Source organism: Escherichia sp. MAL-1 (genome assembly GCF_052948035.1).
In genome coordinates this window covers 4,793,237-4,818,494 of the sequence record NZ_CM129609.1, presented here as the reverse complement: position 1 = coordinate 4,818,494, position 25,258 = coordinate 4,793,237, and the positions used below count along the sequence as shown (strand labels likewise).

General features: G+C 50.6%; 27 protein-coding genes and 2 pseudogenes. 19 read left to right on the top strand and 10 right to left on the bottom strand.

What is annotated here, in order from left to right:
- The first annotated feature begins 39 nt into the window (after positions 1 to 39).
- Positions 40 to 96: a protein YsgD gene (ysgD, locus tag ACU8XX_RS23990; RefSeq protein WP_211180520.1), complete on the top strand. Its 57-nt coding sequence runs from the start codon at positions 40 to 42 to the stop codon at positions 94 to 96.
- A gap of 151 nt (positions 97 to 247) precedes the next feature.
- Positions 248 to 1,198, top strand: a complete 951-nt coding sequence (gene corA / locus ACU8XX_RS23985) for a magnesium/cobalt transporter CorA (RefSeq protein WP_000947155.1) — start codon at positions 248 to 250, stop codon at positions 1,196 to 1,198.
- A 41-nt stretch (positions 1,199 to 1,239) separates the two neighbouring features.
- Here the strand turns inward: corA and ACU8XX_RS23980 are convergent, their stop codons facing one another.
- Positions 1,240 to 1,731, bottom strand: coding sequence for a DUF943 family protein (locus ACU8XX_RS23980; protein WP_016246436.1), 492 nt, complete (start codon positions 1,729 to 1,731; stop codon positions 1,240 to 1,242).
- Positions 1,728 to 2,575, bottom strand: a pseudogene (locus tag ACU8XX_RS23975) (YPO3983 family protein). Before ACU8XX_RS23975 ends, ACU8XX_RS23980 begins: the two are co-directional and overlap by 4 nt.
- 182 nt (positions 2,576 to 2,757) lie before the next feature.
- On the opposite strand from ACU8XX_RS23975, the pseudogene ACU8XX_RS23970 reads away from it, so the two are divergent.
- Positions 2,758 to 2,904 (top strand): annotated as a pseudogene (locus tag ACU8XX_RS23970) (CorA family divalent cation transporter); the annotation flags it as partial.
- A 40-nt stretch (positions 2,905 to 2,944) separates the two neighbouring features.
- On the opposite strand, the gene ACU8XX_RS23965 reads toward ACU8XX_RS23970, so the two are convergent.
- The 4 genes from ACU8XX_RS23965 to yigI form a co-directional block, all read right to left on the bottom strand.
- Positions 2,945 to 3,325: a DUF2628 domain-containing protein gene (locus ACU8XX_RS23965; RefSeq protein ID WP_089640271.1), complete on the bottom strand. Its 381-nt coding sequence runs from the start codon at positions 3,323 to 3,325 to the stop codon at positions 2,945 to 2,947.
- Between the two features lie 13 nt (positions 3,326 to 3,338).
- Positions 3,339 to 3,719, bottom strand: coding sequence for a protein YigG (gene yigG, locus ACU8XX_RS23960; RefSeq protein WP_032174409.1), 381 nt, complete (start codon positions 3,717 to 3,719; stop codon positions 3,339 to 3,341).
- A 94-nt stretch (positions 3,720 to 3,813) separates the two neighbouring features.
- Positions 3,814 to 4,704: an EamA family transporter RarD gene (gene rarD, locus ACU8XX_RS23955; RefSeq protein WP_000339104.1), complete on the bottom strand. Its 891-nt coding sequence runs from the start codon at positions 4,702 to 4,704 to the stop codon at positions 3,814 to 3,816.
- A gap of 51 nt (positions 4,705 to 4,755) precedes the next feature.
- Positions 4,756 to 5,223, bottom strand: a complete 468-nt coding sequence (gene yigI, locus ACU8XX_RS23950; protein ID WP_001277142.1) for an acyl-CoA thioesterase YigI — start codon at positions 5,221 to 5,223, stop codon at positions 4,756 to 4,758.
- A 164-nt stretch (positions 5,224 to 5,387) separates the two neighbouring features.
- On the opposite strand from yigI, the gene pldA reads away from it, so the two are divergent.
- The 3 genes from pldA (at position 5,388) to rhtC (ending at position 8,903) form a co-directional block, all read left to right on the top strand.
- A complete protein-coding gene (gene pldA, locus ACU8XX_RS23945) occupies positions 5,388 to 6,257 on the top strand; it encodes a phospholipase A (RefSeq protein WP_240765321.1) in 870 nt (289 codons plus the stop codon).
- A 132-nt stretch (positions 6,258 to 6,389) separates the two neighbouring features.
- A complete protein-coding gene (recQ, locus tag ACU8XX_RS23940; protein ID WP_001395096.1) occupies positions 6,390 to 8,219 on the top strand; it encodes an ATP-dependent DNA helicase RecQ in 1,830 nt (609 codons plus the stop codon).
- Positions 8,220 to 8,282: 63 nt separating this feature from the next.
- A complete protein-coding gene (gene rhtC, locus ACU8XX_RS23935) occupies positions 8,283 to 8,903 on the top strand; it encodes a threonine export protein RhtC (protein WP_000928829.1) in 621 nt (206 codons plus the stop codon).
- 61 nt (positions 8,904 to 8,964) lie between these two features.
- Here rhtC and rhtB read toward each other — a convergent pair whose 3' ends face one another.
- The gene (gene rhtB / locus ACU8XX_RS23930; protein WP_000171719.1) at positions 8,965 to 9,585 is read right to left on the bottom strand and encodes a homoserine/homoserine lactone efflux protein; all 621 of its coding nucleotides are present in this window, start codon (positions 9,583 to 9,585) and stop codon (positions 8,965 to 8,967) included.
- Positions 9,586 to 9,695: 110 nt separating this feature from the next.
- Between rhtB and pldB the strand changes: the two genes are divergently transcribed.
- The 3 genes from pldB (at position 9,696) to bioP (ending at position 12,501) form a co-directional block, all read left to right on the top strand.
- Positions 9,696 to 10,718: a lysophospholipase L2 gene (gene pldB, locus ACU8XX_RS23925; RefSeq protein ID WP_000487654.1), complete on the top strand. Its 1,023-nt coding sequence runs from the start codon at positions 9,696 to 9,698 to the stop codon at positions 10,716 to 10,718.
- A gap of 7 nt (positions 10,719 to 10,725) precedes the next feature.
- The gene (gene yigL, locus ACU8XX_RS23920) at positions 10,726 to 11,526 is read left to right on the top strand and encodes a sugar/pyridoxal phosphate phosphatase YigL (protein ID WP_000285353.1); all 801 of its coding nucleotides are present in this window, start codon (positions 10,726 to 10,728) and stop codon (positions 11,524 to 11,526) included.
- Between the two features lie 75 nt (positions 11,527 to 11,601).
- Positions 11,602 to 12,501, top strand: a complete 900-nt coding sequence (gene bioP, locus ACU8XX_RS23915) for a biotin transporter (protein WP_032174410.1) — start codon at positions 11,602 to 11,604, stop codon at positions 12,499 to 12,501.
- Here the strand turns inward: bioP and metR are convergent.
- The gene (metR, locus tag ACU8XX_RS23910; RefSeq protein WP_000573621.1) at positions 12,389 to 13,342 is read right to left on the bottom strand and encodes an HTH-type transcriptional regulator MetR; all 954 of its coding nucleotides are present in this window, start codon (positions 13,340 to 13,342) and stop codon (positions 12,389 to 12,391) included. The two genes, bioP and metR, sit on opposite strands and share 113 nt — an antisense overlap.
- A 117-nt stretch (positions 13,343 to 13,459) precedes the next feature.
- Between metR and metE the strand changes: the two genes are divergently transcribed.
- Positions 13,460 to 15,721, top strand: a complete 2,262-nt coding sequence (gene metE / locus ACU8XX_RS23905; protein ID WP_000153983.1) for a 5-methyltetrahydropteroyltriglutamate--homocysteine S-methyltransferase — start codon at positions 13,460 to 13,462, stop codon at positions 15,719 to 15,721.
- A 39-nt stretch (positions 15,722 to 15,760) separates the two neighbouring features.
- Here metE and ACU8XX_RS23900 read toward each other — a convergent pair whose 3' ends face one another.
- Positions 15,761 to 16,576, bottom strand: a complete 816-nt coding sequence (locus ACU8XX_RS23900) for a dienelactone hydrolase family protein (protein ID WP_012304928.1) — start codon at positions 16,574 to 16,576, stop codon at positions 15,761 to 15,763.
- 261 nt (positions 16,577 to 16,837) lie between these two features.
- Here ACU8XX_RS23900 and udp point away from each other — a divergent pair, with 261 nt between their 5' ends.
- The 9 genes from udp to tatD all read left to right on the top strand — a co-directional run bounded on the left by udp (position 16,838) and on the right by tatD (position 24,743).
- Positions 16,838 to 17,599 (top strand): uridine phosphorylase, encoded by a 762-nt coding sequence (gene udp, locus ACU8XX_RS23895; RefSeq protein WP_000045180.1) that lies wholly within the window; start codon positions 16,838 to 16,840, stop codon positions 17,597 to 17,599.
- Between the two features lie 140 nt (positions 17,600 to 17,739).
- Complete coding sequence (rmuC, locus tag ACU8XX_RS23890) at positions 17,740 to 19,167, top strand: DNA recombination protein RmuC (RefSeq protein ID WP_000347717.1); 1,428 nt, start codon at positions 17,740 to 17,742, stop codon at positions 19,165 to 19,167.
- 94 nt (positions 19,168 to 19,261) lie between these two features.
- Positions 19,262 to 20,017 carry a bifunctional demethylmenaquinone methyltransferase/2-methoxy-6-polyprenyl-1,4-benzoquinol methylase UbiE gene (gene ubiE, locus ACU8XX_RS23885; RefSeq protein WP_000227958.1) on the top strand — a complete coding sequence of 252 codons (756 nt, stop codon included), beginning with the start codon at positions 19,262 to 19,264 and terminating at the stop codon, positions 20,015 to 20,017.
- Positions 20,018 to 20,030: 13 nt separating this feature from the next.
- The gene (gene ubiJ / locus ACU8XX_RS23880) at positions 20,031 to 20,636 is read left to right on the top strand and encodes a ubiquinone biosynthesis protein UbiJ (protein ID WP_001295259.1); all 606 of its coding nucleotides are present in this window, start codon (positions 20,031 to 20,033) and stop codon (positions 20,634 to 20,636) included.
- Positions 20,633 to 22,273, top strand: coding sequence for a ubiquinone biosynthesis regulatory protein kinase UbiB (gene ubiB / locus ACU8XX_RS23875; RefSeq protein ID WP_000187530.1), 1,641 nt, complete (start codon positions 20,633 to 20,635; stop codon positions 22,271 to 22,273). The genes ubiJ and ubiB overlap by 4 nt, the downstream gene beginning before the upstream one ends.
- A gap of 78 nt (positions 22,274 to 22,351) precedes the next feature.
- A complete protein-coding gene (gene tatA, locus ACU8XX_RS23870; RefSeq protein ID WP_001295260.1) occupies positions 22,352 to 22,621 on the top strand; it encodes a Sec-independent protein translocase subunit TatA in 270 nt (89 codons plus the stop codon).
- Positions 22,622 to 22,624: 3 nt separating this feature from the next.
- Positions 22,625 to 23,140, top strand: a complete 516-nt coding sequence (tatB, locus tag ACU8XX_RS23865) for a Sec-independent protein translocase protein TatB (protein WP_000459594.1) — start codon at positions 22,625 to 22,627, stop codon at positions 23,138 to 23,140.
- 2 nt (positions 23,141 to 23,142) lie between these two features.
- Positions 23,143 to 23,919 (top strand): Sec-independent protein translocase subunit TatC, encoded by a 777-nt coding sequence (gene tatC, locus ACU8XX_RS23860; protein ID WP_000109943.1) that lies wholly within the window; start codon positions 23,143 to 23,145, stop codon positions 23,917 to 23,919.
- A gap of 41 nt (positions 23,920 to 23,960) precedes the next feature.
- Complete coding sequence (tatD, locus tag ACU8XX_RS23855) at positions 23,961 to 24,743, top strand: 3'-5' ssDNA/RNA exonuclease TatD (RefSeq protein WP_000459630.1); 783 nt, start codon at positions 23,961 to 23,963, stop codon at positions 24,741 to 24,743.
- Here the strand turns inward: tatD and rfaH are convergent.
- A complete protein-coding gene (rfaH, locus tag ACU8XX_RS23850) occupies positions 24,740 to 25,228 on the bottom strand; it encodes a transcription/translation regulatory transformer protein RfaH (RefSeq protein ID WP_001192396.1) in 489 nt (162 codons plus the stop codon). The two genes, tatD and rfaH, sit on opposite strands and share 4 nt — an antisense overlap.
- Positions 25,229 to 25,258: the final 30 nt, after the last annotated feature.

Sequence of the window (25,258 nt, the reverse complement as noted above, 5' to 3'; positions counted from 1 at the left end):
GTAACATGCGCGCACGATCACTCTAAGAGGACATTCGCCTTGGACACACCCAGTAGATACTGGCTCACTATCCTGTCATCCAGGATCAACTCCTAAGGCTATCCCTTTTTGCTGATAGCCTTAGCGGTTGTCAGCGACCTCAATTTTTCCCGTCGCGCTGAGTCAGGCTGTTTAATGGTCTGAAACCCAATTTGTTTCTGTGTGCCCACCGAACTGTCCGATATTTTAAGCATTGGGAGTCCCGGTCATGCTGAGCGCATTTCAACTGGAAAATAACCGACTGACCCGGCTGGAAGTCGAAGAGTCACAACCCCTTGTAAATGCAGTATGGATTGATCTTGTCGAACCGGACGACGACGAGCGACTGCGCGTACAATCTGAACTTGGCCAGAGCCTGGCAACCCGCCCGGAACTGGAAGACATCGAAGCATCGGCACGTTTCTTTGAAGACGACGACGGCCTGCATATTCACTCCTTCTTCTTCTTTGAAGATGCGGAAGATCACGCCGGTAACTCCACTGTGGCATTTACCATCCGTGATGGTCGTCTGTTTACTCTGCGTGAGCGTGAACTGCCCGCTTTTCGTCTGTATCGTATGCGTGCCCGTAGCCAGTCGATGGTAGACGGTAACGCCTACGAGTTGCTGCTGGATCTGTTCGAAACCAAAATCGAACAGTTGGCAGATGAAATTGAAAATATCTATAGCGACCTGGAGCAGTTGAGCCGGGTGATTATGGAAGGGCATCAGGGCGATGAGTACGACGAGGCGCTCTCCACTCTGGCGGAACTGGAAGATATCGGCTGGAAAGTTCGCCTGTGTCTGATGGATACCCAGCGCGCGCTCAACTTCCTGGTGCGTAAAGCGCGTTTACCGGGTGGGCAACTGGAGCAGGCGCGTGAAATCCTGCGAGATATCGAATCCCTGCTGCCGCATAACGAATCCCTGTTCCAGAAGGTGAACTTCCTGATGCAGGCGGCAATGGGTTTTATCAACATCGAGCAGAACCGCATCATCAAAATCTTCTCGGTGGTATCCGTGGTATTCCTGCCGCCGACGCTCGTTGCTTCCAGCTATGGCATGAACTTTGAGTTTATGCCAGAACTGAAGTGGAGCTTCGGCTACCCTGCCGCGATTATCTTTATGATCCTCGCGGGCCTGGCACCGTATCTGTACTTTAAGCGGAAGAACTGGTTGTAATATGAGTGCCGGATAAAGCTATTTTTTTATCCGGCTTATTTCTAAAAATTGTCTTTTTTAAAGTCATGCGGATTGAAAACTCTCTCTATTTTATTTTCTTGTGTTAATTGATACTCAGTAAAATCGTTAATACCAATATGAGTGTTACGATAAGGATATTCATTAATAACCATTAAGTAATTTTTCACGATGCAATTATCATTGCTCTTAATCGTCGGGAAACAGTAAAGATCTTCATACGGCCCTTCGATATATTTTTTATAGTCAGTGAAGCCATTACCGATATCAATGACATACCAGGTATGCAAATTACCTTCTGGTAGGGGATGTTGATTTTTAATTTCATTCTGATGCTTCAGGTACCAATTTATTTTATCGCTGTCAGTCCATGGCAGATGATCAACGACCAGAAAGACTGAATTGCCAGCATCAGAGTATGTATACAAAACCTGTACAGGACGCAATGTCCATAAATTATAGATGCAGCATAGAATAAATAAACATAATATAATTTTCTGGAGTTTGCTTTTCATAGATAATTTTCGATTCTTTCGATAGTGTTAAAATTGGTGAAAAAAGGTTTGAAAGCAAAGTCTTTATGCCGTTGTAAAAAGAACCATATGCGAAAAATCTATATTTGCTGTAAGTCTTGTTTTTGATATCAGTTACATCAAGACCGAAGTGGTCCTGTGCTACAAAATGAATTGTCGCACTCCATCCTATAGCGTATTTTTGAAAGCTTAAAAGAGATATTTTTTGAGCTGAAATATCATGAACACTGATTCCTAAGCCATTAAAACTGTCCTCGAAGTCATTAAATTTATTTAGTCTTGATGAAAGTAATTTGGTTTTAATGCTTTGCAGGATAAGAGGTTGGTATCCTGTCGAGGGAGTTGAAATAATTCCATTTTCGATACATTCTTTGATTATTCGTATTGGACTATTATAACTATATTTATTTGTTTTTTCATGAAAAGATAAATTTAATTGTTGGCTATGTAAATTGCTGCCATTTCCATATCTAAAATGTTCAATCAGATCTTCGATAAGTGTTTTATATTGTCCAAAAAAGGAAAACATTTTTGCTAGTTATTTCATTTCTGCAAATAAAATATCAGTGCATTCACGTTGTGATATTTTTGTTCCGGAACTTGAGGCACTAAAAGCAACATTAATAGAACCTGGGCCAGGGAAATGGTATTTAATAAGTCTGTAAGGATCAACTTTTGCTGAGATATCGCTTAGGCCGAGTGAGAGAAAATCTTGTTCTACCATATCACCATATTGCATATCATCAGCAGAATAATCATCAAATAAACTAATAGTTTCGAAAAGTGTACAGGGAATATTAATTGATGGAAGTAATGTGTTATTCATTTACATTTTCCTTAGTTATATTTAAGCTCAATATCAATTCGAGAACAAATGCTAGGGTAAAAAAATTTTAAAAAAGAAGTACACTTCACATTTTTATTACATTCTGAAGGGAATCTCGTTATTGATTGGTTTTGCCCATTGTTAATAACAAAATGTTGAATTTACCGATTAGGAAACTTTTTCCTACGCGGATTGCCTCCAGCTATGGCATGAACTTTGAGTTTATGCCAGAACTGAAGTGGGGCTTCGGCTACCCTGGCGCGATTATCTTTATGATCCTCGCGGGCCTGGCACCGTATCTGTACTTTAAGCGCAAGAACTGGCTGTAAAAAGAAGGCGGTGGCTTAGCTTGGCTAAGCCACCTGTTATTCAAAGGCTCCAGGTATTTAACCCTTTTACCTCTTTCTCATAAAACCATTTGTTCGTGTTAATAGCAACATAGGCTGCTACGGCAATGCCCAGAATGTTAACGCCAATTAGTGCACCAACAAATAGAGATAGAATACCAAGTAATAGAACTATAATTGCTTTTTTCCATAACCCCAGGACAAATAAATATATCCAGGAACAGAAGAAAGCAATGAAATTCATTTGAATAGTTAAGCGTTGTCTTACTTTTAATGCTTTAAATGCTGCTTTATATTCTGGTGTTGCCCCCCAGAATCCAGGAAAACCATGTTGATCATAAAAATTAAATCGGTATTTCCATTTTTCACTTAATGAACCATCGTTCATATATTCCTTACTCATAAATACTCCATAACTATTGTTTTGATGAATCAGTAGGTGCAAGCATTAGCATACTGAAAGTGGAAAAATAACAAATCAAAAAAATCATCGAACCATTGCCTGAACAGGCAAAATCTTCGGCTATCATTGTGATGATAGAGATGATATATACTGCTAATGTACCAAAAACATAAGTTTTTATATAGATGAAACCACTATCACGGAGTCGCTGGCAATTCATGTTGATGACGAGATAATGGAGTACGATGGTAGAGACTATAACAAGAAAGCCTGCTTCTCCATCGTTAAAAGAGATAATAAGAAAGGCAAAAATGAAATTTATTAAAATAAATGAAAATATATAACGACGTCTGGAAATCTTACCGTTAGATGTTGGGATAAATATACGTAACATAAATTTTACATCCTTGTATGAGTCTCCGGTCAGCATGGCAATATGCCCACTCTCATGCAAGAGTCGGCATATTTTTTCAGAATATATTTATTTTTTATTTGGACGTTCTACGCTGCGTATAAATCGCATCCATCACAAAAATTGCCAGCGCCACCCAAATAAAGGCGAAAGTCACCATCTTATCGGCACCCGGTTTTTCACCATAAAACGTCACAGCCAGCAGGAACATCAGCGTCGGGCCAATGTACTGGAAAAAGCCTAACGTTGAGAGACGCAAGCGCGTGGCAGCGGCGGTAAAACACAACAGCGGTACGGTAGTGACAATACCGGCGGCGATCAGTAGTAAATTCAGCGACATCGGGTTTTGCCCCATATGGCTGGTTGAGCTGTCGGCAATAGCAAACAGGTAAATTGCCGCCACGGGCAGCAGCCACATGGTTTCAATTAACATGCCGGTTTGCGCTTCAACGGCAATCTTCTTGCGTACCAGACCGTAGAAGGCAAAACTAAATGCCAGTCCCAGCGCGATAATAGGTAGAGAACCAAAAGTCCACAGCTGGACTAACACGCCACATATCGCCAGAATCACCGCCAGCCATTGCATCCGGCGGAATCGCTCGCCGAGGAAAATCATCCCCAGCACAATGTTCACCAGCGGGTTAATAAAGTAACCAAGGCTCGCTTCCAGCATATGGTGATTGTTCACCGCCCAGATAAACAGTAGCCAGTTGCCACCAATCAGCACGGCAGAGACTGCCAGCATAAAAATTTTCTGTGGCGTCTGAATCAGCGTTTTTAAATAGGACCACTGGCGGCAAATGCTCATCAGCACCACCATAAAGAAAAACGACCAGATCACGCGATGCGTCAGGATTTCATCGGCGGGCACGTAGTAAATCAACTTGAAGTACGCTGGCGCTATACCCCAAATAAAATAAGCGGCAAGAGCGAGTAATACGCCCTGCCGCGTTTGTTTTGCATCCATCGGGAATACTCATTTTTAATTGGTAACAGCAGTTTACCTGCTTTTATGTCTTCAACCTACCATATAGGTGGCGGTGGCACTGGCAATATAAAGCTGTTCTTCATTGTGTAATTCAACGCGGGCGACGGCGACTTTATTGCCTGCACGCAACAGGCTACTGGTTGCAGTAAAACGCTCGCCCCTGCCTGGGCGCAGATAATCAACGCGAAGATCAATGGTCCCCATCCGTGATAGCCGCTGGCGTAGTTCATCTTCACTGATGGTTTCGTGGCGGGTTAAGGTACTTCCCACGCACACCAGACCTGCGGCGACATCCAGCGCCGACGCAATGACCCCGCCGTGCAAAATGCTTTGCGCCCAGTTACCCACCATCATCGGCTGATTTTTAAAGGCCAGCTGTGCGAACTCTTTTTCGTAACGCTCCAGTTCCATCCCCAATGCGCGGTTAAATGGCATGTGATAAACAAACATCTCACCCACTAATTTCAGGGCTTGTTCAGCGGTCAGTACGGCAGACATATCATCCTTACACTTCATTGGTTAATGAAATGTTGATTTTATGCTTCTTTGTTGTTGGTTTCTACTTTAGGAAGGGATAACTAACGGCAATGGAGTTAAGTATGTAAAATAGCCCGCAGAAAAACATTCACCTTATCAATAATTCGTTACGGAGAACACGACCGATGCGGACTCTGCAGGGCTGGTTGTTGCCGGTGTTTATGTTGCCTATGGCAGTATATGCACAAGAGGCAACGGTGAAAGAGGTGCATGACGCGCCAGCGGTGCGTGGCAGTATTATCGCCAATATGCTGCAGGAGCATGACAATCCGTTCACGCTCTATCCTTATGACACCAACTACCTCATCTACACCCAAACCAGCGATCTGAACAAAGAAGCGATTGCCAGTTACGACTGGGCGGAAAATGCGCGTAAGGATGAAGTAAAGTTTCAGTTGAGCCTGGCATTTCCACTGTGGCGTGGGATTTTAGGCCCGAACTCGGTGTTGGGTGCGTCTTATACGCAAAAATCCTGGTGGCAACTGTCCAATAGCGAAGAGTCTTCACCGTTTCGTGAAACCAACTACGAACCGCAATTGTTCCTCGGTTTTGCCACCGATTACCGTTTTGCAGGTTGGACGCTGCGCGATGTGGAGATGGGGTATAACCACGACTCTAACGGGCGTTCAGACCCGACCACCCGCAGCTGGAACCGCCTTTATACTCGCCTGATGGCAGAAAACGGTAACTGGCTGGTAGAAGTGAAGCCGTGGTATGTGGTGGGTAATACTGACGATAACCCGGATATCACCAAATATATGGGTTACTACCAGCTTAAAATCGGCTATCACCTCGGTGATGCGGTGCTCAGTGCGAAAGGACAGTACAACTGGAACACCGGCTACGGCGGCGCGGAGTTAGGCTTAAGTTACCCGATCACCAAACATGTGCGCCTTTATACTCAGGTTTACAGCGGCTATGGCGAATCGCTCATCGACTATAACTTCAACCAGACCCGTGTCGGTGTGGGGGTTATGCTAAACGATTTGTTTTGATGAACGGTTGAGTGGTTGGCAAATCTGGAATCCAGCATCCAGGATTACCCTCTCAGAGACTAAAAGCATTGCAGTTTCTCGCGCAGGCGCTGAAAATAGCGCCTGTTTTTATTTCAGGCAATCGGGGTGAATGTGGCGCAGGCGGAAGTGTTGAATCTGGAGTCCGGAGCTAAACAGGTTTTACAAGAAACCTTTGGCTACCAACAGTTTCGCCCCGGCCAGGAAGAAATTATCGACACTGTGCTTTCCGGTCGCGATTGCCTGGTCGTCATGCCCACCGGTGGCGGAAAATCCCTTTGCTATCAAATTCCTGCCTTATTGCTAAACGGCCTTACCGTGGTTGTTTCACCGCTGATTTCGTTGATGAAAGATCAGGTGGATCAACTGCAAGCCAACGGCGTGGCGGCGGCGTGCCTTAACTCGACGCAAACCCGCGAGCAGCAACTTGAAGTGATGACAGGCTGTCGCACCGGGCAAATCCGCCTGCTTTATATCGCGCCGGAACGCCTGATGCTGGATAACTTTCTTGAGCATCTGGCGCACTGGAATCCGGTGTTATTAGCCGTTGATGAAGCGCACTGTATCTCCCAATGGGGCCACGATTTCCGCCCGGAATATGCCGCGCTCGGTCAGTTGCGCCAGCGGTTCCCGACGCTGCCGTTTATGGCGCTGACCGCCACAGCCGACGACACCACGCGCCAGGATATCGTGCGCCTGCTGGGGCTGAACGATCCGCTGATTCAAATCAGCAGTTTTGACCGTCCGAATATTCGCTACATGCTGATGGAGAAATTCAAACCGCTCGATCAGTTGATGCGCTACGTGCAGGAACAGCGCGGTAAGCCCGGCATTATCTACTGCAACAGCCGGGCGAAAGTAGAAGACACCGCTGCGCGCCTGCAAAGCAAGGGTATTAGCGCGGCGGCCTATCATGCCGGGCTGGAAAATAATGTCCGCGCCGACGTGCAGGAGAAATTCCAGCGCGATGACCTGCAAATTGTGGTGGCGACGGTGGCGTTCGGCATGGGCATCAATAAACCAAACGTTCGCTTCGTGGTCCACTTTGATATTCCGCGCAATATCGAATCCTATTATCAGGAAACCGGTCGCGCCGGGCGTGATGGCCTGCCTGCGGAAGCGATGCTGTTTTACGATCCGGCTGATATGGCGTGGCTGCGCCGTTGTCTGGAAGAGAAGCCGCAGGGGCAGTTGCAGGATATCGAGCGCCACAAACTCAATGCGATGGGCGCGTTTGCCGAAGCGCAAACTTGCCGTCGTCTGGTATTGCTGAACTATTTTGGCGAAGGGCGTCAGGAGCCGTGCGGGAACTGCGATATCTGCCTCGATCCGCCGAAACAGTACGACGGTTCAACCGATGCTCAGATTGCCCTTTCCACCATTGGTCGTGTGAATCAGCGGTTTGGGATGGGTTATGTGGTGGAAGTGATTCGTGGTGCTAATAACCAGCGTATCCGCGACTATGGTCATGACAAACTGAAAGTCTATGGCATGGGCCGTGATAAAAGCCATGAACATTGGGTGAGCGTGATCCGCCAGCTGATTCACCTCGGCCTGGTGACGCAAAATATTGCCCAGCATTCTGCCCTACAACTGACAGAGGCCGCGCGCCCGGTGCTGCGCGGCGAATCCTCTTTGCAACTTGCCGTGCCGCGTATCGTGGCGCTCAAACCGAAAGCGATGCAGAAATCGTTCGGCGGCAACTATGATCGCAAACTGTTCGCCAAATTACGCAAACTGCGTAAATCGATTGCCGATGAAAGCAATGTCCCGCCGTACGTGGTGTTTAACGACGCAACCTTGATTGAGATGGCTGAACAGATGCCGATCACCGCCAGCGAAATGCTCAGCGTTAACGGCGTTGGGATGCGCAAGCTGGAACGCTTTGGTAAACCGTTTATGGCGCTTATCCGCGCGCATGTTGACGGCGACGACGAAGAGTAGTCAGCGGCATAAAAAAGTGCCAGGATGAAGACTCCGTAAACGTTTCCCCCGCGAGTCAAATGTATGTTGATGTTATTTCTCACCGTCGCCATGGTGCATATTGTGGCGCTTATGAGCCCCGGTCCCGATTTCTTTTTTGTCTCTCAGACCGCTGTCAGTCGTTCCCGTAAAGAAGCGATGATGGGCGTGCTGGGCATTACCTGCGGTGTAATGGTTTGGGCAGGGATTGCGTTGCTTGGCCTGCATTTGATTATCGAAAAAATGGCCTGGCTGCATACGCTGATTATGGTTGGCGGTGGCCTGTATCTCTGCTGGATGGGTTACCAGATGCTACGCGGTGCACTGAAAAAAGAGGCTGTATCTGCGCCTGCACCACAGGTTGAGCTGGCGAAAAGCGGGCGCAGTTTCCTGAAAGGCTTACTGACCAATCTCGCCAATCCGAAAGCGATTATCTATTTTGGTTCGGTATTCTCATTGTTTGTCGGCGATAACGTTGGCACTACCGAGCGCTGGGGCATTTTCGCGTTGATTATTGTCGAAACACTGGCGTGGTTTACCGTCGTTGCCAGCCTGTTTGCCCTGCCGCAAATGCGCCGTGGTTATCAACGTCTGGCGAAGTGGATTGATGGTTTTGCCGGGGCGTTATTTGCCGGATTTGGCATTCATTTGATTATTTCGCGTTGATGCCAGACGCGTCATCAGAGTAAGTCGGATAAGGCGTTTACGCCGCATCCGACATTATTTTTCACGCATGCCTCGCCGATGCTAACAGCGCTCCCACCAGCATAAACAACGAGCCGAAAATCTTATTCAGCGCCTTCATCTGCTTTGGTCCTTTAATCCATAGAGCAATCCGTTGAGCAAGGGTGGCGTAACCGATCATCACAATAATATCGACTACAATAGTGGTGACGCCGAGCACGATATACTGCATCAGTTGTGGCTGCTGTGGCATGATGAATTGCGGAAATAGCGCCGCCAGAAACACAATACTTTTGGGATTGGTGAGATTCACAAAAACTGCGCGCTGGAACAAATGTCGACGCGATTGAGTAGAGGCCAGCGATTTAAGGTCAATTGCACCAGCGGCGCGCCACTGCTGGATTCCCAGCCAAATCAAGTAAGCCGCGCCTGCCCACTTCAACACTTCAAACGCAATCACTGAGCGGGAAAATAGCGTCCCCAACCCCACGCCAACCAGCACAATATGAACCGCCAGTCCGGTCTGAAGCCCAGCAATAGACGCCACCGCGCCGCGATAACCGTGGTTGAGCGAGGTGGTCATAGTGTTGATTGCACCAGAGCCTGGCGACAGGCTTAAAATGATCGATGTCAGCAGGTAGGCAAACCACCATTCTAAGGTCATGATGAACTCCCGGTGTGTCTATTTTTGTGCCACAATACGCTACTGTCGCAGCGTTGTGTCAGGCACGCTTAAAAAAACGATTTTACGTGGTTTAAGAGGCAGATTACCCGATGTTTCAGCAGCAAAAAGACTGGGAAACAAGAGAAAACGCGTTTGCTGCTTTTACCATGGGACCGCTGACTGATTTCTGGCGTCAGCGTGATGAAGCAGAGTTTACTGGTGTGGATGACATTCCGGTGCGCTTTGTCCGTTTTCGCGCACAGCACCATGACAGGGTGGTAGTCATCTGTCCGGGGCGTATTGAGAGCTACGTAAAATATGCGGAACTGGCCTACGACCTGTTCCATTTGGGGTTTGATGTCTTAATCATCGACCATCGCGGGCAGGGACGTTCCGGTCGCCTGTTAGCCGATCCGCATCTCGGGCATGTTAATCGCTTTAATGATTATGTTGATGATCTGGCGGCATTCTGGCAACAGGAGGTCCAGCCCGGTCCGTGGCGTAAACGCTATATACTGGCACATTCGATGGGCGGAGCGATCTCCACATTATTTCTGCAACGCCATCCAGGTGTATGTGACGCCATTGCGCTAACTGCGCCAATGTTTGGGATCGTGATTCGTATGCCGTCATTTATGGCACGGCAGATCCTCAACTGGGCCGAAGCGCATCCACGTTTCCGTGATGGCTATGCAATAGGCACCGGGCGCTGGCGCGCGTTGCCGTTTGCTATCAACGTACTGACCCACAGCAGACAGCGCTATCGACGTAACTTACGCTTCTATGCTGATGACCCAACGATTCGCGTCGGTGGGCCGACCTACCATTGGGTACGCGAAAGTATTCTGGCTGGCGAACAGGTGTTAGCCGGTGCGGGTGATGACGCCACGCCAACGCTTCTCTTGCAGGCTGAAGAGGAACGCGTGGTGGATAACCGCATGCACGACCGTTTTTGTGAACTCCGCACCGCCGCGGGCCATCCTGTCGAAGGAGGACGGCCGTTGGTAATTAAAGGTGCGTACCATGAGATCCTTTTTGAAAAGGACGCAATGCGCTCAGTCGCGCTCCACGCCATCGTTGATTTTTTCAACAGGCATAACTCACCCAGCGGAAACCGCTCTACAGAGGTTTAAATTTCTTATGTACCAGGTTGTTGCGTCTGATTTAGATGGCACGTTACTTTCTCCCGACCATACGTTATCCCCTTACGCCAAAGAAACTCTGAAGCTGCTCACCGCGCGCGGCATCAACTTTGTGTTTGCGACCGGTCGTCACCACGTTGATGTGGGGCAAATTCGCGATAATCTGGAGATTAAGTCTTACATGATTACCTCCAATGGCGCGCGCGTTCACGATCTGGATGGCAATCTGATTTTTGCTCATAACCTGGATCGCGACATTGCCAGCGATCTGTTTGGCGTAGTCAACGACAATCCGGACATCATTACTAACGTTTATCGCGACGACGAATGGTTTATGAATCGCCATCGCCCGGAAGAGATGCGCTTTTTTAAAGAAGCGGTGTTCAAATATGCGCTGTATGAGCCTGGATTACTGGAGCCGGAAGGCGTCAGCAAAGTGTTCTTCACCTGCGATTCCCATGAACAACTGCTGCCGCTGGAGCAGGCGATTAACGCTCGTTGGGGCGATCGCGTCAACGTCAGTTTCTCTACCTTAACCTGTCTGGAAGTGATGGCGGGCGGCGTTTCAAAAGGCCATGCGCTGGAAGCGGTGGCGAAGAAACTGGGCTACAGCCTGAAGGATTGTATTGCGTTTGGTGACGGGATGAACGATGCCGAAATGCTGTCGATGGCGGGGAAAGGCTGCATTATGGGCAGCGCGCATCAACGGCTGAAAGATCTGCATCCGGAGCTGGAAGTGATTGGTACTAACGCCGAAGACGCGGTGCCGCATTATCTGCGTAAACTCTATTTATCGTAATCGTTCTTTATTTGGTCAGTTGTCAACCAGATACTTCGCTACAATGGATCCTCGTTAATCAAAGAGTTTTCCATTGTGGCGCTACTTATCATCACCACGATTCTGTGGGCCTTCTCCTTTAGCTTTTATGGCGAGTACCTTGCGGGGCACGTCGATAGCTATTTTGCGGCGCTGGTGCGTGTTGGCCTGGCGGCACTCGTTTTTCTGCCGTTTCTGCGTACCCGTGGCAATAGCCTGAAAACGGTCGGCCTGTATATGCTGGTGGGCGCGATGCAGCTTGGCGTGATGTATATGCTGAGTTTCCGCGCTTATCTCTACCTGACGGTTTCCGAGCTGCTGCTGTTCACCGTGCTGACGCCGCTCTACATCACGCTGATTTATGACATCATGAGTAAGCGCCGTCTGCGCTGGGGCTATGCCTTTAGCGCCTTGCTGGCGGTGATTGGTGCCGGGATTATTCGCTATGATCAGGTCACCGACCATTTCTGGACTGGCTTGCTGCTGGTGCAACTCTCCAATATCACTTTTGCCATTGGCATGGTGGGTTACAAACGCCTGATGGAAACTCGCCCGATGCCACAGCATAACGCCTTTGCGTGGTTCTATCTTGGCGCGTTTCTGGTGGCAGTGATTGCATGGTTCTTGCTGGGAAATGCGCAGAAAATGCCGCAAACCACGCTGCAATGGGGCATTCTGGTGTTTCTTGGCGTGGTGGCTTCCGGGATTGGCTACTTTATGTGGAACTACGGCGCGACGCAGGTGGACGCCGGAACGCTGGGCATTATGAATAATATGCACGTTCCGGCAGGGCTGCTGGTAAACCTGGCTATCTGGCACCAACAGCCGCACTGGCCAACGTTTATTACAGGCGCGCTGGTGATCCTGGCCTCACTGTGGGTGCATCGTAAGTGGGTCGCTCCGCGCTCTTCACAAACGGCAGATGATCGCAGGCGTGATTGCGCGCTGAGCGAATAAACGCTTCCGTAACTGGCTGACGCTGCTCGCCATCGCGCACGGCGGCGTACAGTCGGCTCCACAAGCCTTCGCCCAGGGTTTTGGTCACCACCAGACCCTGGCGCTCAAAACTCTCTACTACCCAATGCGGTAGCGCGGCAATACCCATCCGCGCGGCAACCATCTGAATCAACAATAAGGTGTTATCGACGCTTTTCAGTGACGGGCTGACGCCTGCCGGCTGAAGAAAATGCCGCCAGACATCCAGTCGACTACGCTGCACCGGATAAATTAATAGCGTCTCGCTGGCGAGATCTTCCGGTGTAATTCGCGTTTTCGCCGCCAGTGGATGGTCAGGTGCTAACACCAGACGCACTTCATAGTCGAACATCGGCGAATAATGCAGGCCACTGCGCGGCAGAATATCGGACGTCATTACCAGATCCAGCTCTCCCTGTTGCAAGGCGGGCTGCGGGTCAAACGTCACGCCCGATTTAAAATCCATCTCTACCTGCGGCCAGTTCTTATGGAAATTTTCTAACGCGGGTGTCAGCCACTGAATACAGCTATGGCACTCAATGGCAATGCGCAGACGCGTCTGCTGCGGTTCATTGCAGGCTTGCAGGGCCTGGCTAATTTGCGGCAGTACCTGGTTTGCCAGTTGCAACAGGATTTCTCCCTGCGGTGTAAAGCGTAGCGGCTGGCTCTTACGCACAAATAGCCGGAAGCCAAGGCGTTGTTCCAGATCGCTAAACTGGTGAGACAGGGCGGATTGCGTCTGATGCAACGTCGCCGCAGCGGCTGCGAGCGAGCCGCAGTTCCGCAACGCTTGTAGCGTTTTCAGGTGTTTTACTTCGATCATGAAAGTCCTTCACTTCGGCATGAATAATTTGCGCTTGAGGAATATACAGTAACCGCCAATTATGGATGTGTAAACATCTGGACGGCTAAATACTAAAAATTCCATAAGGGGCATATAATGACAATTCTTAATCACACCCTCGGTTTCCCTCGCGTTGGCCTGCGTCGCGAGCTGAAAAAAGCGCAAGAAAGTTATTGGGCGGGGAACTCCACGCGTGAAGAACTGCTGACAGTAGGGCGTGAACTGCGTGCTCGTCACTGGGATCAACAAAAGCAAGCGGGTATCGACCTGCTGCCGGTGGGCGATTTTGCCTGGTACGATCATGTACTGACCACCAGTTTGCTGCTGGGTAATGTTCCGCCACGTCATCAGAACAAAGACGGTTCGGTAGATATCGACACCCTGTTCCGTATTGGTCGTGGACGTGCGCCGACTGGCGAACCTGCGGCGGCAGCGGAAATGACCAAATGGTTTAACACCAACTATCACTACATGGTGCCGGAGTTCGTTAAAGGCCAACAGTTCAAACTGACCTGGACGCAGCTGCTGGAGGAAGTGGACGAGGCGCTGGCGCTGGGCCACAACGTTAAGCCTGTGCTGCTGGGGCCGGTTACTTACCTGTGGCTGGGGAAAGTGAAAGGTGAACAGTTTGACCGCCTTAGCCTGCTGAACGACATTCTGCCGGTTTATCAGCAAGTGCTGGCAGAACTGGCGAAACGCGGCATCGAGTGGGTACAGATTGATGAACCCGCGCTGGTACTGGAACTACCACAGGCGTGGCTGGACGCATACAAACCCGCTTACGACGCGCTCCAGGGACAGGTGAAACTGCTGCTGACCACCTATTTTGAAGGCGTAACGCCAAATCTCGACACGATTACTGCGCTGCCTGTTCAGGGGCTGCATGTGGACCTTGTACATGGTAAAGATGACGTTGTTGAACTGCACAAGCGCCTGCCTTCTGACTGGCTGCTGTCTGCGGGTCTGATCAATGGTCGTAACGTCTGGCGCGCCGATCTTACTGAGAAATATGCGCAAATTAAGGACATTGTCGGCAAACGTGATTTGTGGGTGGCATCTTCCTGCTCGTTGCTGCACAGCCCCATCGACCTGAGCGTGGAAACGCGTCTTGATGCAGAAGTGAAAAGCTGGTTTGCCTTCGCCCTACAAAAATGCCATGAACTGGCACTGCTGCGCGATGCGCTGAACAGTGGTGACACGGCAGCTCTGGCAGAGTGGAGCGCCCCAATTCAGGCGCGTCGTAACTCTACTCGTGTACATAATCCGGCGGTAGAAAAGCGTCTGGCGGCGATCACCGCCCAGGACAGCCAGCGTGCGAATGTCTATGAAGTGCGTGCCGAAGCCCAGCGTGCGCGTTTTAAACTGCCAGCGTGGCCGACCACCACGATTGGTTCTTTCCCGCAAACCACGGAAATTCGTACCCTGCGTCTGGATTTCAAAAAGGGTAATCTCGACGCCAATAACTACCGCACGGGCATTGCGGAACATATCAGGCAGGCCATTGTTGAGCAGGAACGTTTGGGACTGGATGTGCTGGTACATGGCGAGGCTGAGCGTAATGACATGGTGGAATACTTTGGCGAGCACCTCGACGGGTTTGTCTTTACGCAAAACGGTTGGGTACAGAGCTACGGTTCACGCTGCGTGAAGCCACCGATTGTTATTGGTGACGTTAGCCGCCCGGCACCGATCACCGTGGAGTGGGCGAAGTATGCGCAATCGCTGACTGATAAACCGGTAAAAGGGATGCTGACTGGCCCGGTGACCATTCTCTGCTGGTCGTTCCCGCGTGAAGATGTCAGCCGTGAAACCATCGCCAAACAGATTGCGCTGGCGCTGCGTGATGAAGTGGCCGATCTGGAAGCCGCTGGAATTGGCATCATCCAGATTGACGAACCGGCGCTGCGCGAAGGTTTACCGCTGCGTCGTAGCGACTGGGATGCATATCTCCAGTGGGGCGTGGAGGCCTTCCGTATCAACGCCGCCGTGGCGAAAGATGACACACAAATCCACACTCACATGTGTTATTGCGAGTTCAACGACATCATGGATTCGATTGCGGCACTGGACGCAGACGTCATCACCATCGAAACCTCGCGTTCTGACATGGAGTTGCTGGAGTCGTTCGAAGAGTTTGATTATCCGAATGAAATCGGTCCAGGCGTCTATGACATTCACTCGCCAAACGTACCGAGCGTGGAATGGATTGAAGCCTTGCTGAAGAAAGCGGCAAAACGCATTCCGGCAGAGCGCCTGTGGGTTAACCCGGACTGTGGCCTGAAAACGCGCGGCTGGCCAGAAACCCGCGCGGCACTGGCGAACATGGTGCAGGCGGCGCAGAATTTGCGTCGGGGGTAAAATCCAAACCGGGTGGTAATACCACCCGGTCTTTTCTCATTACAGCGACTTCTTCCCACCATACTGCTTAAACCATTCCAGCATACGCTGCCAGCCATCTTTCGCAGATTCGGCATGATAGCTCGGGCGATAATCAGCATTGAATGCATGCCCGGCATCCGGGTACACGATAATCTCTGCTTTCGCATTAGCAGCCCGCAGCGCCTGGCGCATGGTTTCAACGCTCTCCTGCGGAATACTGTTATCCAGACCGCCATATAAGCCGAGAACCGGCGCGTTAAGATCGGTTGCGATATCAACAGGTTGTTTCGGTGAATTCAGCGACTTGTCGCCCGTCAGTTTGCCGTACCACGCCACTGCGGCTTTTAGCTGTGGATTATGCGCGGCATACAGCCAGGTGATACGTCCACCCCAGCAGAATCCGGTGATCATTAAACGATGAACATCGCCGCCGTTGCGGGAAGCCCAACTGGCGACATGATCGAGATCGGCCAGCACCTGCGAGTCAGGCACTTTTGCTACCAGACCGCTAAGCAACGTGGGGATATCGGCAAAATCATTCGGATCGCCTTCGCGGAAGTAAAGTTCAGGTGCGATAGCCAGATACCCCTCCAGCGCCAGACGGCGACAAATGTCGCGGATATGTTCATGCACGCCAAAAATTTCCTGCACTACAATGACCACTGGCAGTGGGCCATCGCTTTGCTTTGGTCTGGCATGGTAAGCAGGCATGTTATCCCCTTGTGAAGGGATAGAGGTGAAGCCCGCCACAATCGCGTCGTCCGGGGTCTGAACGATGGTCGAAGCGAGAGGCGATGCAGCAGGTGCAAATCCAGATTGTTGTGTTGTTGCCATGGTATTCTCCGTACCCTTATAAAAATGTTGCGCAATGTTAACTATAGTCAGCATGCAACAAATCACATTGCCTGAATCGGCTCATCTTTTATGCAGTCCTGCAGAATGAAGAGTGATTTATGTGATTTGAATCACTTTTGGTGGGTAAATTTATGCAACGCATTTGCGTCATGGTGATGAGTATCACGAAAAAATGTTAAACCCTTCGGTAAAGTGTCTTTTTGCTTCTTCTGACTAAACCGATTCACAGAGGAGTTGTATATGTCCAAGTCTGATGTTTTTCATCTCGGCCTCACTAAAAACGATTTACAAGGGGCTACGCTTGCCATCGTCCCTGGCGACCCGGATCGTGTGGAAAAGATCGCCGCGCTGATGGATAAGCCGGTTAAGCTGGCATCTCACCGCGAATTCACCACCTGGCGTGCAGAGCTGGATGGTAAACCTGTTATCGTCTGCTCTACCGGTATCGGCGGCCCGTCTACCTCTATTGCTGTTGAAGAGCTGGCACAGCTGGGCATTCGCACCTTCCTGCGTATCGGTACAACGGGCGCTATTCAGCCGCATATTAATGTGGGTGATGTCCTGGTTACCACGGCGTCTGTCCGTCTGGATGGCGCGAGCCTGCACTTCGCACCGCTGGAATTCCCGGCTGTCGCTGATTTCGAATGTACGACTGCGCTGGTTGAAGCTGCGAAATCCATTGGCGCGACAACTCACGTTGGCGTGACAGCTTCTTCTGATACCTTCTACCCAGGTCAGGAACGTTACGATACTTACTCTGGTCGCGTAGTTCGTCACTTTAAAGGTTCTATGGAAGAGTGGCAGGCGATGGGCGTAATGAACTATGAAATGGAATCTGCAACCCTGCTGACCATGTGTGCAAGTCAGGGCCTGCGTGCCGGTATGGTAGCGGGTGTTATCGTTAACCGCACCCAGCAAGAGATCCCGAATGCTGAGACGATGAAACAAACTGAAAGCCAAGCGGTGAAAATCGTGGTGGAAGCGGCGCGTCGTCTGCTGTAATTCTCTTCTCCTGTCTGAAGGCCGACGCGTTCGGCCTTTTGTATTTTTGCGTAGCGCCTCGCAGGAAATGCCTTTCCAACTGGACGTTTGTACAGCACAATTCTATTTTGTGCGGGTAAGTTGTTGCGTCAGGAGGCGTTGTGGATTTCTCAATCATGGTTTACGCAGTTATTGCGTTGGTGGGTGTGGCAATTGGCTGGCTGTTTGCCAGTTATCAACATGCGCAGCAAAAAGCCGAGCAATTAGCTGAACGTGAAGAGATGGTCGCGGAGTTAAGCGCGGCAAAACAACAAATTACCCAAAGCGAGCACTGGCGTGCAGAGTGCGAGTTACTCAATAACGAAGTGCGCAGCCTGCAAAGTATTAACACCTCTCTGGAGGCCGATCTGCGTGAAGTAACCACGCGGATGGAAGCCGCACAGCAACATGCTGACGATAAAATTCGCCAGATGATTAACAGCGAGCAGCGCCTCAGTGAGCAGTTTGAAAACCTCGCCAACCGTATTTTTGAGCACAGCAATCGCCGGGTTGATGAGCAAAACCGTCAGAGTCTGAACAGCCTGTTGTCGCCGCTACGTGAACAACTGGACGGTTTCCGCCGTCAGGTTCAGGACAGCTTCGGTAAAGAAGCACAAGAACGCCATACCCTGACCCACGAAATTCGCAATCTCCAGCAACTCAACGCGCAAATGGCCCAGGAAGCGATCAACCTGACGCGCGCGCTGAAAGGCGACAATAAAACCCAGGGCAACTGGGGCGAGGTAGTATTGACGCGGGTGCTGGAGGCTTCCGGTCTGCGTGAAGGGTATGAATATGAAACCCAGGTCAGCATCGAAAATGACGCCCGCTCGCGGATGCAGCCGGATGTCATCGTGCGCCTGCCGCAGGGAAAAGATGTGGTGATCGACGCCAAAATGACGCTGGTCGCCTATGAACGCTATTTTAACGCCGAAGACGACTACACCCGCGAAAGCGCGCTACAGGAACATATCGCGTCGGTGCGTAACCATATCCGTTTGCTGGGACGCAAAGATTATCAACAGCTGCCGGGGCTGCGAACCCTGGATTACGTGCTGATGTTTATTCCCGTTGAACCCGCTTTTTTACTGGCGCTTGACCGCCAGCCGGAGCTGATCACCGAAGCGTTGAAAAACAATATCATGCTGGTTAGCCCGACTACGCTGCTGGTGGCGCTGCGCACTATCGCCAACCTGTGGCGTTATGAGCATCAAAGCCGCAACGCCCAGCAAATCGCCGATCGTGCCAGCAAGCTGTACGACAAGATGCGTTTGTTCGTCGATGACATGTCAGCGATTGGTCAAAGTCTCGACAAAGCGCAGGATAACTATCGCCAGGCAATGAAAAAACTCTCTTCAGGGCGCGGAAATGTGCTGGCGCAGGCAGAAGCGTTTCGCGGTTTAGGAGTAGAAATTAAACGCGAGATTAATCCGGATTTGGCTGAACAGGCGGTGAGCCAGGATGAAGAGTATCGACTTCGGTCGGTTCCGGAGCAGCCGAATGATGAAGCTTATCAACGCGATGATGAATATAATCAGCAGTCGCGCTAGCCCATTGGGAGTAGTTAAGCCGGGTAGAAATCTAGGGCATCGACGCCCAATCTGTTACACTTCTGGAACAATTTTTTGATGAGCAGGCATTGAGATGGTGGATAAGTCACAAGAAACGACGCACTTTGGTTTTCAGACCGTCGCGAAGGAACAAAAAGCGGATATGGTCGCCCACGTTTTCCATTCCGTGGCATCAAAATACGATGTCATGAATGATTTGATGTCATTTGGTATTCATCGTTTGTGGAAGCGATTCACGATTGATTGCAGCGGCGTACGCCGTGGGCAGACCGTGCTGGATCTGGCTGGTGGCACCGGCGACCTGACAGCGAAATTCTCCCGCCTGGTCGGAGAAACTGGCAAAGTGGTCCTTGCTGATATCAATGAATCCATGCTCAAAATGGGCCGCGAGAAGCTGCGTAATATCGGTGTGATTGGCAACGTTGAGTATGTTCAGGCGAACGCTGAGGCGCTGCCGTTCCCGGATAACACCTTTGATTGCATCACCATTTCGTTTGGTCTGCGTAACGTCACCGACAAAGATAAAGCACTGCGTTCAATGTATCGCGTGCTGAAACCCGGCGGCCGCCTGCTGGTGCTTGAGTTCTCGAAGCCAATTATCGAGCCGCTGAGCAAAGCCTATGATGCATACTCCTTCCATGTGCTGCCGCGTATTGGCTCACTGGTCGCGAACGACGCCGACAGCTACCGTTATCTGGCAGAATCCATCCGTATGCATCCCGATCAGGATACCCTGAAAGCCATGATGCAGGATGCCGGATTCGAAAGTGTCGACTACTACAATCTGACGGCAGGGGTTGTGGCGCTGCATCGTGGTTATAAGTTCTGACAGGAGACCGGAAATGCCTTTTAAACCTTTAGTGACGGCAGGAATTGAAAGTCTGCTCAACACCTTCCTGTATCGCTCACCCGCGCTGAAAACGGCCCGCTCGCGTCTGCTGGGTAAAGTATTGCGCGTGGAGGTAAAAGGCTTTTCGACGTCATTGATTCTGGTGTTCAGCGAACGCCAGGTTGATGTACTGGGCGAATGGGCAGGCGATGCTGACTGCACCGTTATCGCCTACGCCAGTGTGTTGCCGAAACTTCGCGATCGCCAGCAGCTTACCGCACTGATTCGCAGTGGTGAGCTGGAAGTGCAGGGCGATATTCAGGTGGTGCAAAACTTCGTTGCGCTGGCAGATCTGGCAGAGTTCGACCCTGCGGAACTGCTGGCCCCTTATACCGGTGATATCGCCGCTGAAGGAATCAGCAAAGCCATGCGCGGAGGCGCAAAGTTCCTGCATCACGGCATTAAGCGCCAGCAACGTTATGTGGCGGAAGCCATTACTGAAGAGTGGCGTATGGCACCCGGTCCGCTTGAAGTGGCCTGGTTTGCGGAAGAGACGGCTGCCGTCGAGCGTGCTGTTGATGCCCTGACCAAACGGCTGGAAAAACTGGAGGCTAAATGACGCCAGGTGAAGTACGGCGCCTATATTTCATCATTCGCACTTTTTTAAGCTACGGACTTGATGAACTGATCCCCAAAATGCGTATCACCCTGCCGCTACGGCTATGGCGATACTCATTATTCTGGATGCCAAATCGGCATAAAGACAAACTTTTAGGTGAGCGACTACGACTGGCCCTGCAAGAACTGGGGCCGGTTTGGATCAAGTTCGGGCAAATGTTATCAACCCGCCGCGATCTTTTTCCACCGCATATTGCCGATCAGCTGGCGTTATTGCAGGACAAAGTTGCTCCGTTTGATGGCAAGCTGGCGAAGCAGCAGATTGAAGCTGCAATGGGCGGCTTGCCGGTAGAAGCGTGGTTTGACGATTTTGAAATCAAGCCGCTGGCTTCTGCTTCTATCGCCCAGGTTCATACCGCGCGATTGAAATCGAATGGTAAAGAGGTGGTGATTAAAGTCATCCGCCCGGATATTTTGCCGGTTATTAAAGCGGATCTGAAACTTATCTACCGTCTGGCTCGCTGGGTGCCGCGTTTGCTGCCGGATGGTCGCCGTCTGCGCCCAACCGAAGTGGTGCGCGAGTACGAAAAGACATTGATTGATGAACTGAATTTGCTGCGGGAATCTGCCAACGCCATTCAGCTTCGGCGCAATTTTGAAGACAGCCCGATGCTCTACATCCCGGAAGTTTACCCTGACTATTGTAGTGAAGGGATGATGGTGATGGAGCGCATTTACGGCATTCCGGTGTCTGATGTTGCGGCGCTGGAGAAAAACGGCACTAACATGAAATTGCTGGCGGAACGCGGCGTGCAGGTGTTCTTCACTCAGGTCTTTCGCGACAGCTTTTTCCATGCCGATATGCACCCTGGCAACATCTTCGTAAGCTATGAACACCCGGAAAACCCGAAATATATCGGCATTGATTGCGGGATTGTTGGCTCGCTAAACAAAGAAGATAAACGCTATCTGGCAGAAAACTTTATCGCCTTCTTTAATCGCGACTATCGCAAAGTGGCAGAGCTACACGTCGATTCTGGCTGGGTGCCACCAGATACCAACGTTGAAGAGTTCGAATTTGCCATTCGTACGGTCTGTGAACCTATCTTTGAGAAACCGCTGGCCGAAATTTCGTTTGGACATGTACTGTTAAATCTGTTTAATACGGCGCGTCGCTTCAATATGGAAGTGCAGCCGCAACTGGTGTTACTCCAGAAAACCCTGCTCTACGTCGAAGGGGTAGGACGCCAGCTTTATCCGCAACTCGATTTATGGAAAACGGCGAAGCCTTTCCTGGAGTCGTGGATTAAAGATCAGGTCGGTATTCCTGCGCTGGTGAGAGCATTTAAAGAAAAAGCGCCGTTCTGGGTCGAAAAAATGCCAGAACTGCCTGAATTGGTTTACGACAGTTTGCGCCAGGGCAAGTATTTACAGCACAGTGTTGATAAGATTGCCCGCGAGCTTCAGTCAAATCATGTACGTCAGGGACAATCGCGTTATTTTCTCGGAATTGGCGCTACGTTAGTATTAAGTGGCACATTCTTGTTGGTCAGCCGACCTGAATGGGGGCTGATGCCCGGCTGGTTAATGGCAGGTGGTCTGATCGCCTGGTTTGTCGGTTGGCGCAAAACACGCTGATTTTTTCATCGCTCAAGGCGGGCCGTGTAACGTATAATGCGGCTTTGTTTAATCATCATCTACCACAGAGGAACATGTATGGGTGGTATCAGTATTTGGCAGTTATTGATTATTGCCGTCATCGTTGTACTGCTTTTTGGCACCAAAAAGCTCGGCTCCATCGGTTCCGATCTTGGTGCGTCGATCAAAGGCTTTAAAAAAGCAATGAGCGATGATGAACCAAAGCAGGATAAAACCAGTCAGGATGCTGATTTTACTGCGAAAACTATCGCCGATAAGCAGGCGGATACGAATCAGGAACAGGCTAAAACAGAAGACGCGAAGCGCCACGATAAAGAGCAGGTGTAATCCGTGTTTGATATCGGTTTTAGCGAACTGCTATTGGTGTTCATCATCGGCCTCGTCGTTCTGGGGCCGCAACGACTGCCTGTGGCGGTAAAAACGGTAGCGGGCTGGATTCGCGCGTTGCGTTCACTGGCGACAACGGTGCAGAACGAACTGACCCAGGAGTTAAAACTCCAGGAGTTTCAGGACAGTCTGAAAAAGGTTGAAAAGGCGAGCCTCACTAACCTGACGCCCGAACTGAAAGCGTCGATGGATGAACTACGCCAGGCCGCGGAGTCGATGAAGCGTTCCTACGTTGCAAACGATCCTGAAAAGGCGAGCGATGAAGCGCACACCATCCATAACCCGGTGGTGAAAGATAATGAAGCTGCGCATGAGGGCGTAACGCCTGCCGCTGCACAAACGCAGGCCAGTTCGCCGGAACAGAAGCCAGAAACCACGCCAGAGCCGGTGGTAAAACCTGCTGCGGACGCTGAACCGAAAACCGCTGCACCTTCCCCTTCGTCGAGTGATAAACCGTAAACATGTCTGTAGAAGATACTCAACCGCTTATCACGCATCTGATTGAGCTGCGTAAGCGTCTGCTGAACTGCATTATCGCGGTGATCGTGATATTCCTGTGTCTGGTCTATTTCGCCAATGACATCTATCACCTGGTATCCGCGCCATTGATCAAGCAGTTGCCGCAAGGTTCAACGATGATCGCCACCGACGTGGCCTCGCCGTTCTTTACGCCGATCAAGCTGACCTTTATGGTGTCGCTGATTCTGTCAGCGCCGGTGATTCTCTATCAGGTGTGGGCATTTATCGCCCCAGCGCTGTATAAGCATGAACGTCGCCTGGTGGTGCCGCTGCTGGTTTCCAGCTCTCTGCTGTTTTATATCGGCATGGCATTCGCCTACTTTGTGGTCTTTCCGCTGGCATTTGGCTTCCTTGCCAATACCGCGCCGGAAGGGGTGCAGGTATCCACCGACATCGCCAGCTATTTAAGCTTCGTTATGGCGCTGTTTATGGCGTTTGGTGTCTCCTTTGAAGTGCCGGTAGCAATTGTGCTGCTGTGCTGGATGGGGATTACCTCGCCAGAAGACTTACGCAAAAAACGCCCGTATGTGCTGGTTGGTGCATTCGTTGTCGGGATGTTGCTGACGCCGCCGGATGTCTTCTCGCAAACGCTGTTGGCGATCCCGATGTACTGTCTGTTTGAAATCGGTGTCTTCTTCTCACGCTTTTACGTTGGTAAAGGGCGAAATCGGGAAGAGGAAAACGACGCTGAAGCAGAAAGCGAAAAAACTGAAGAATAAATTCAACCGCCCGTCAGGGCGGTTGTCATATGGAGTACAGGATGTTTGATATCGGCGTTAATTTGACCAGTTCGCAATTTGCGAAAGACCGTGATGATGTTGTAGCGTGCGCTTTTGACGCGGGAGTTAATGGGCTACTCATCACCGGCACTAACCTGCGTGAAAGCCAGCAGGCGCAAAAGCTGGCGCGTCAGTATTCGTCCTGTTGGTCAACGGCGGGCGTACATCCTCACGACAGCAGCCAGTGGCAAGCTGCGACTGAAGAAGCGATTATTGAGCTGGCCGCGCAGCCAGAAGTGGTGGCGATTGGTGAATGTGGTCTCGACTTTAACCGCAACTTTTCGACGCCGGAAGAGCAGGAACGCGCTTTTGTTGCCCAGCTACGCATTGCCGCAGATTTAAACATGCCGGTATTTATGCACTGTCGCGATGCCCACGAGCGGTTTATGACATTGCTGGAGCCGTGGCTGGATAAACTGCCTGGTGCGGTTCTTCATTGCTTTACCGGCACACGCGAAGAGATGCAGGCGTGCGTGGCGCATGGAATTTATATCGGCATTACCGGTTGGGTTTGCGATGAACGACGCGGACTGGAGCTGCGGGAACTTTTGCCGTTGATTCCGGCGGAAAAATTACTGATCGAAACTGATGCGCCGTATCTGCTCCCTCGCGATCTCACGCCAAAGCCATCATCCCGGCGCAACGAGCCAGCCCATCTGCCCCATATTTTGCAACGTATTGCGCACTGGCGTGGAGAAGATGCCGCATGGCTGGCTGCCACCACGGATGCTAATGTCAAAACACTGTTTGGGATTGCGTTTTAGAGTTTGCGGAACTCGGTATTCTTCACACTGTGCTTAATCTCTTTATTAATAAGATTAAGCAATAGCATGGAGCGAGCCTCACCATCGGGTTCGGTGAAAATGGCCTGAAAGCCTTCGAACGCGCCTTCGGTAATAATCACCTTATCACCCGGATAAGGGGTTGCCGGATCGACAATGTCTTTCGGTTTATATACCGATAGCTGATGAATAACCGCCGATGGGACTATCGCTGGCGACGCGCCAAAGCGCACGAAGTGGCTGACACCGCGGGTCGCGTTGATAGTCGTGGTATGAATCACTTCTGGGTCAAATTCCACAAACAGGTAGTTGGGGAACAATGGCTCACTGACTGCAGTACGTTTTCCACGCACGATTTTTTCCAGGGTGATCATCGGTGCCAGGCAATTCACAGCCTGTCTTTCGAGGTGTTCCTGGGCACGTTGAAGTTGCCCGCGCTTGCAGTACAGTAAATACCAGGATTGCATAATGACTCTTATCCGTTTAATCGGGGCGCA

Bases quoted from the DNA above. Each gene is read 5' to 3' on its own strand.
- rhtC (WP_000928829.1), top strand. From the start codon at position 8,283: ATGTTGATGTTATTTCTCACCGTCGCCATGGTGCATATTGTGGCGCTT.
- rarD (WP_000339104.1), bottom strand. From the start codon at position 4,704: ATGGATGCAAAACAAACGCGGCAGGGCGTATTACTCGCTCTTGCCGCT.
- metE (WP_000153983.1), top strand. From the start codon at position 13,460: ATGACAATTCTTAATCACACCCTCGGTTTCCCTCGCGTTGGCCTGCGT.
- ACU8XX_RS23900 (WP_012304928.1), bottom strand. From the start codon at position 16,576: ATGGCAACAACACAACAATCTGGATTTGCACCTGCTGCATCGCCTCTC.
- tatC (WP_000109943.1), top strand. From the start codon at position 23,143: ATGTCTGTAGAAGATACTCAACCGCTTATCACGCATCTGATTGAGCTG.
- metR (WP_000573621.1), bottom strand. From the start codon at position 13,342: ATGATCGAAGTAAAACACCTGAAAACGCTACAAGCGTTGCGGAACTGC.
- ubiJ (WP_001295259.1), top strand. From the start codon at position 20,031: ATGCCTTTTAAACCTTTAGTGACGGCAGGAATTGAAAGTCTGCTCAAC.
- tatA (WP_001295260.1), top strand. From the start codon at position 22,352: ATGGGTGGTATCAGTATTTGGCAGTTATTGATTATTGCCGTCATCGTT.
- yigL (WP_000285353.1), top strand. From the start codon at position 10,726: ATGTACCAGGTTGTTGCGTCTGATTTAGATGGCACGTTACTTTCTCCC.
- yigG (WP_032174409.1), bottom strand. From the start codon at position 3,719: ATGTTACGTATATTTATCCCAACATCTAACGGTAAGATTTCCAGACGT.
- rhtB (WP_000171719.1), bottom strand. From the start codon at position 9,585: ATGACCTTAGAATGGTGGTTTGCCTACCTGCTGACATCGATCATTTTA.
- ACU8XX_RS23980 (WP_016246436.1), bottom strand. From the start codon at position 1,731: ATGAAAAGCAAACTCCAGAAAATTATATTATGTTTATTTATTCTATGC.
- ubiE (WP_000227958.1), top strand. From the start codon at position 19,262: ATGGTGGATAAGTCACAAGAAACGACGCACTTTGGTTTTCAGACCGTC.
- rfaH (WP_001192396.1), bottom strand. From the start codon at position 25,228: ATGCAATCCTGGTATTTACTGTACTGCAAGCGCGGGCAACTTCAACGT.
- tatD (WP_000459630.1), top strand. From the start codon at position 23,961: ATGTTTGATATCGGCGTTAATTTGACCAGTTCGCAATTTGCGAAAGAC.
- ACU8XX_RS23965 (WP_089640271.1), bottom strand. From the start codon at position 3,325: ATGAGTAAGGAATATATGAACGATGGTTCATTAAGTGAAAAATGGAAA.
- ubiB (WP_000187530.1), top strand. From the start codon at position 20,633: ATGACGCCAGGTGAAGTACGGCGCCTATATTTCATCATTCGCACTTTT.
- pldB (WP_000487654.1), top strand. From the start codon at position 9,696: ATGTTTCAGCAGCAAAAAGACTGGGAAACAAGAGAAAACGCGTTTGCT.
- yigI (WP_001277142.1), bottom strand. From the start codon at position 5,223: ATGTCTGCCGTACTGACCGCTGAACAAGCCCTGAAATTAGTGGGTGAG.
- corA (WP_000947155.1), top strand. From the start codon at position 248: ATGCTGAGCGCATTTCAACTGGAAAATAACCGACTGACCCGGCTGGAA.
- pldA (WP_240765321.1), top strand. From the start codon at position 5,388: ATGCGGACTCTGCAGGGCTGGTTGTTGCCGGTGTTTATGTTGCCTATG.
- udp (WP_000045180.1), top strand. From the start codon at position 16,838: ATGTCCAAGTCTGATGTTTTTCATCTCGGCCTCACTAAAAACGATTTA.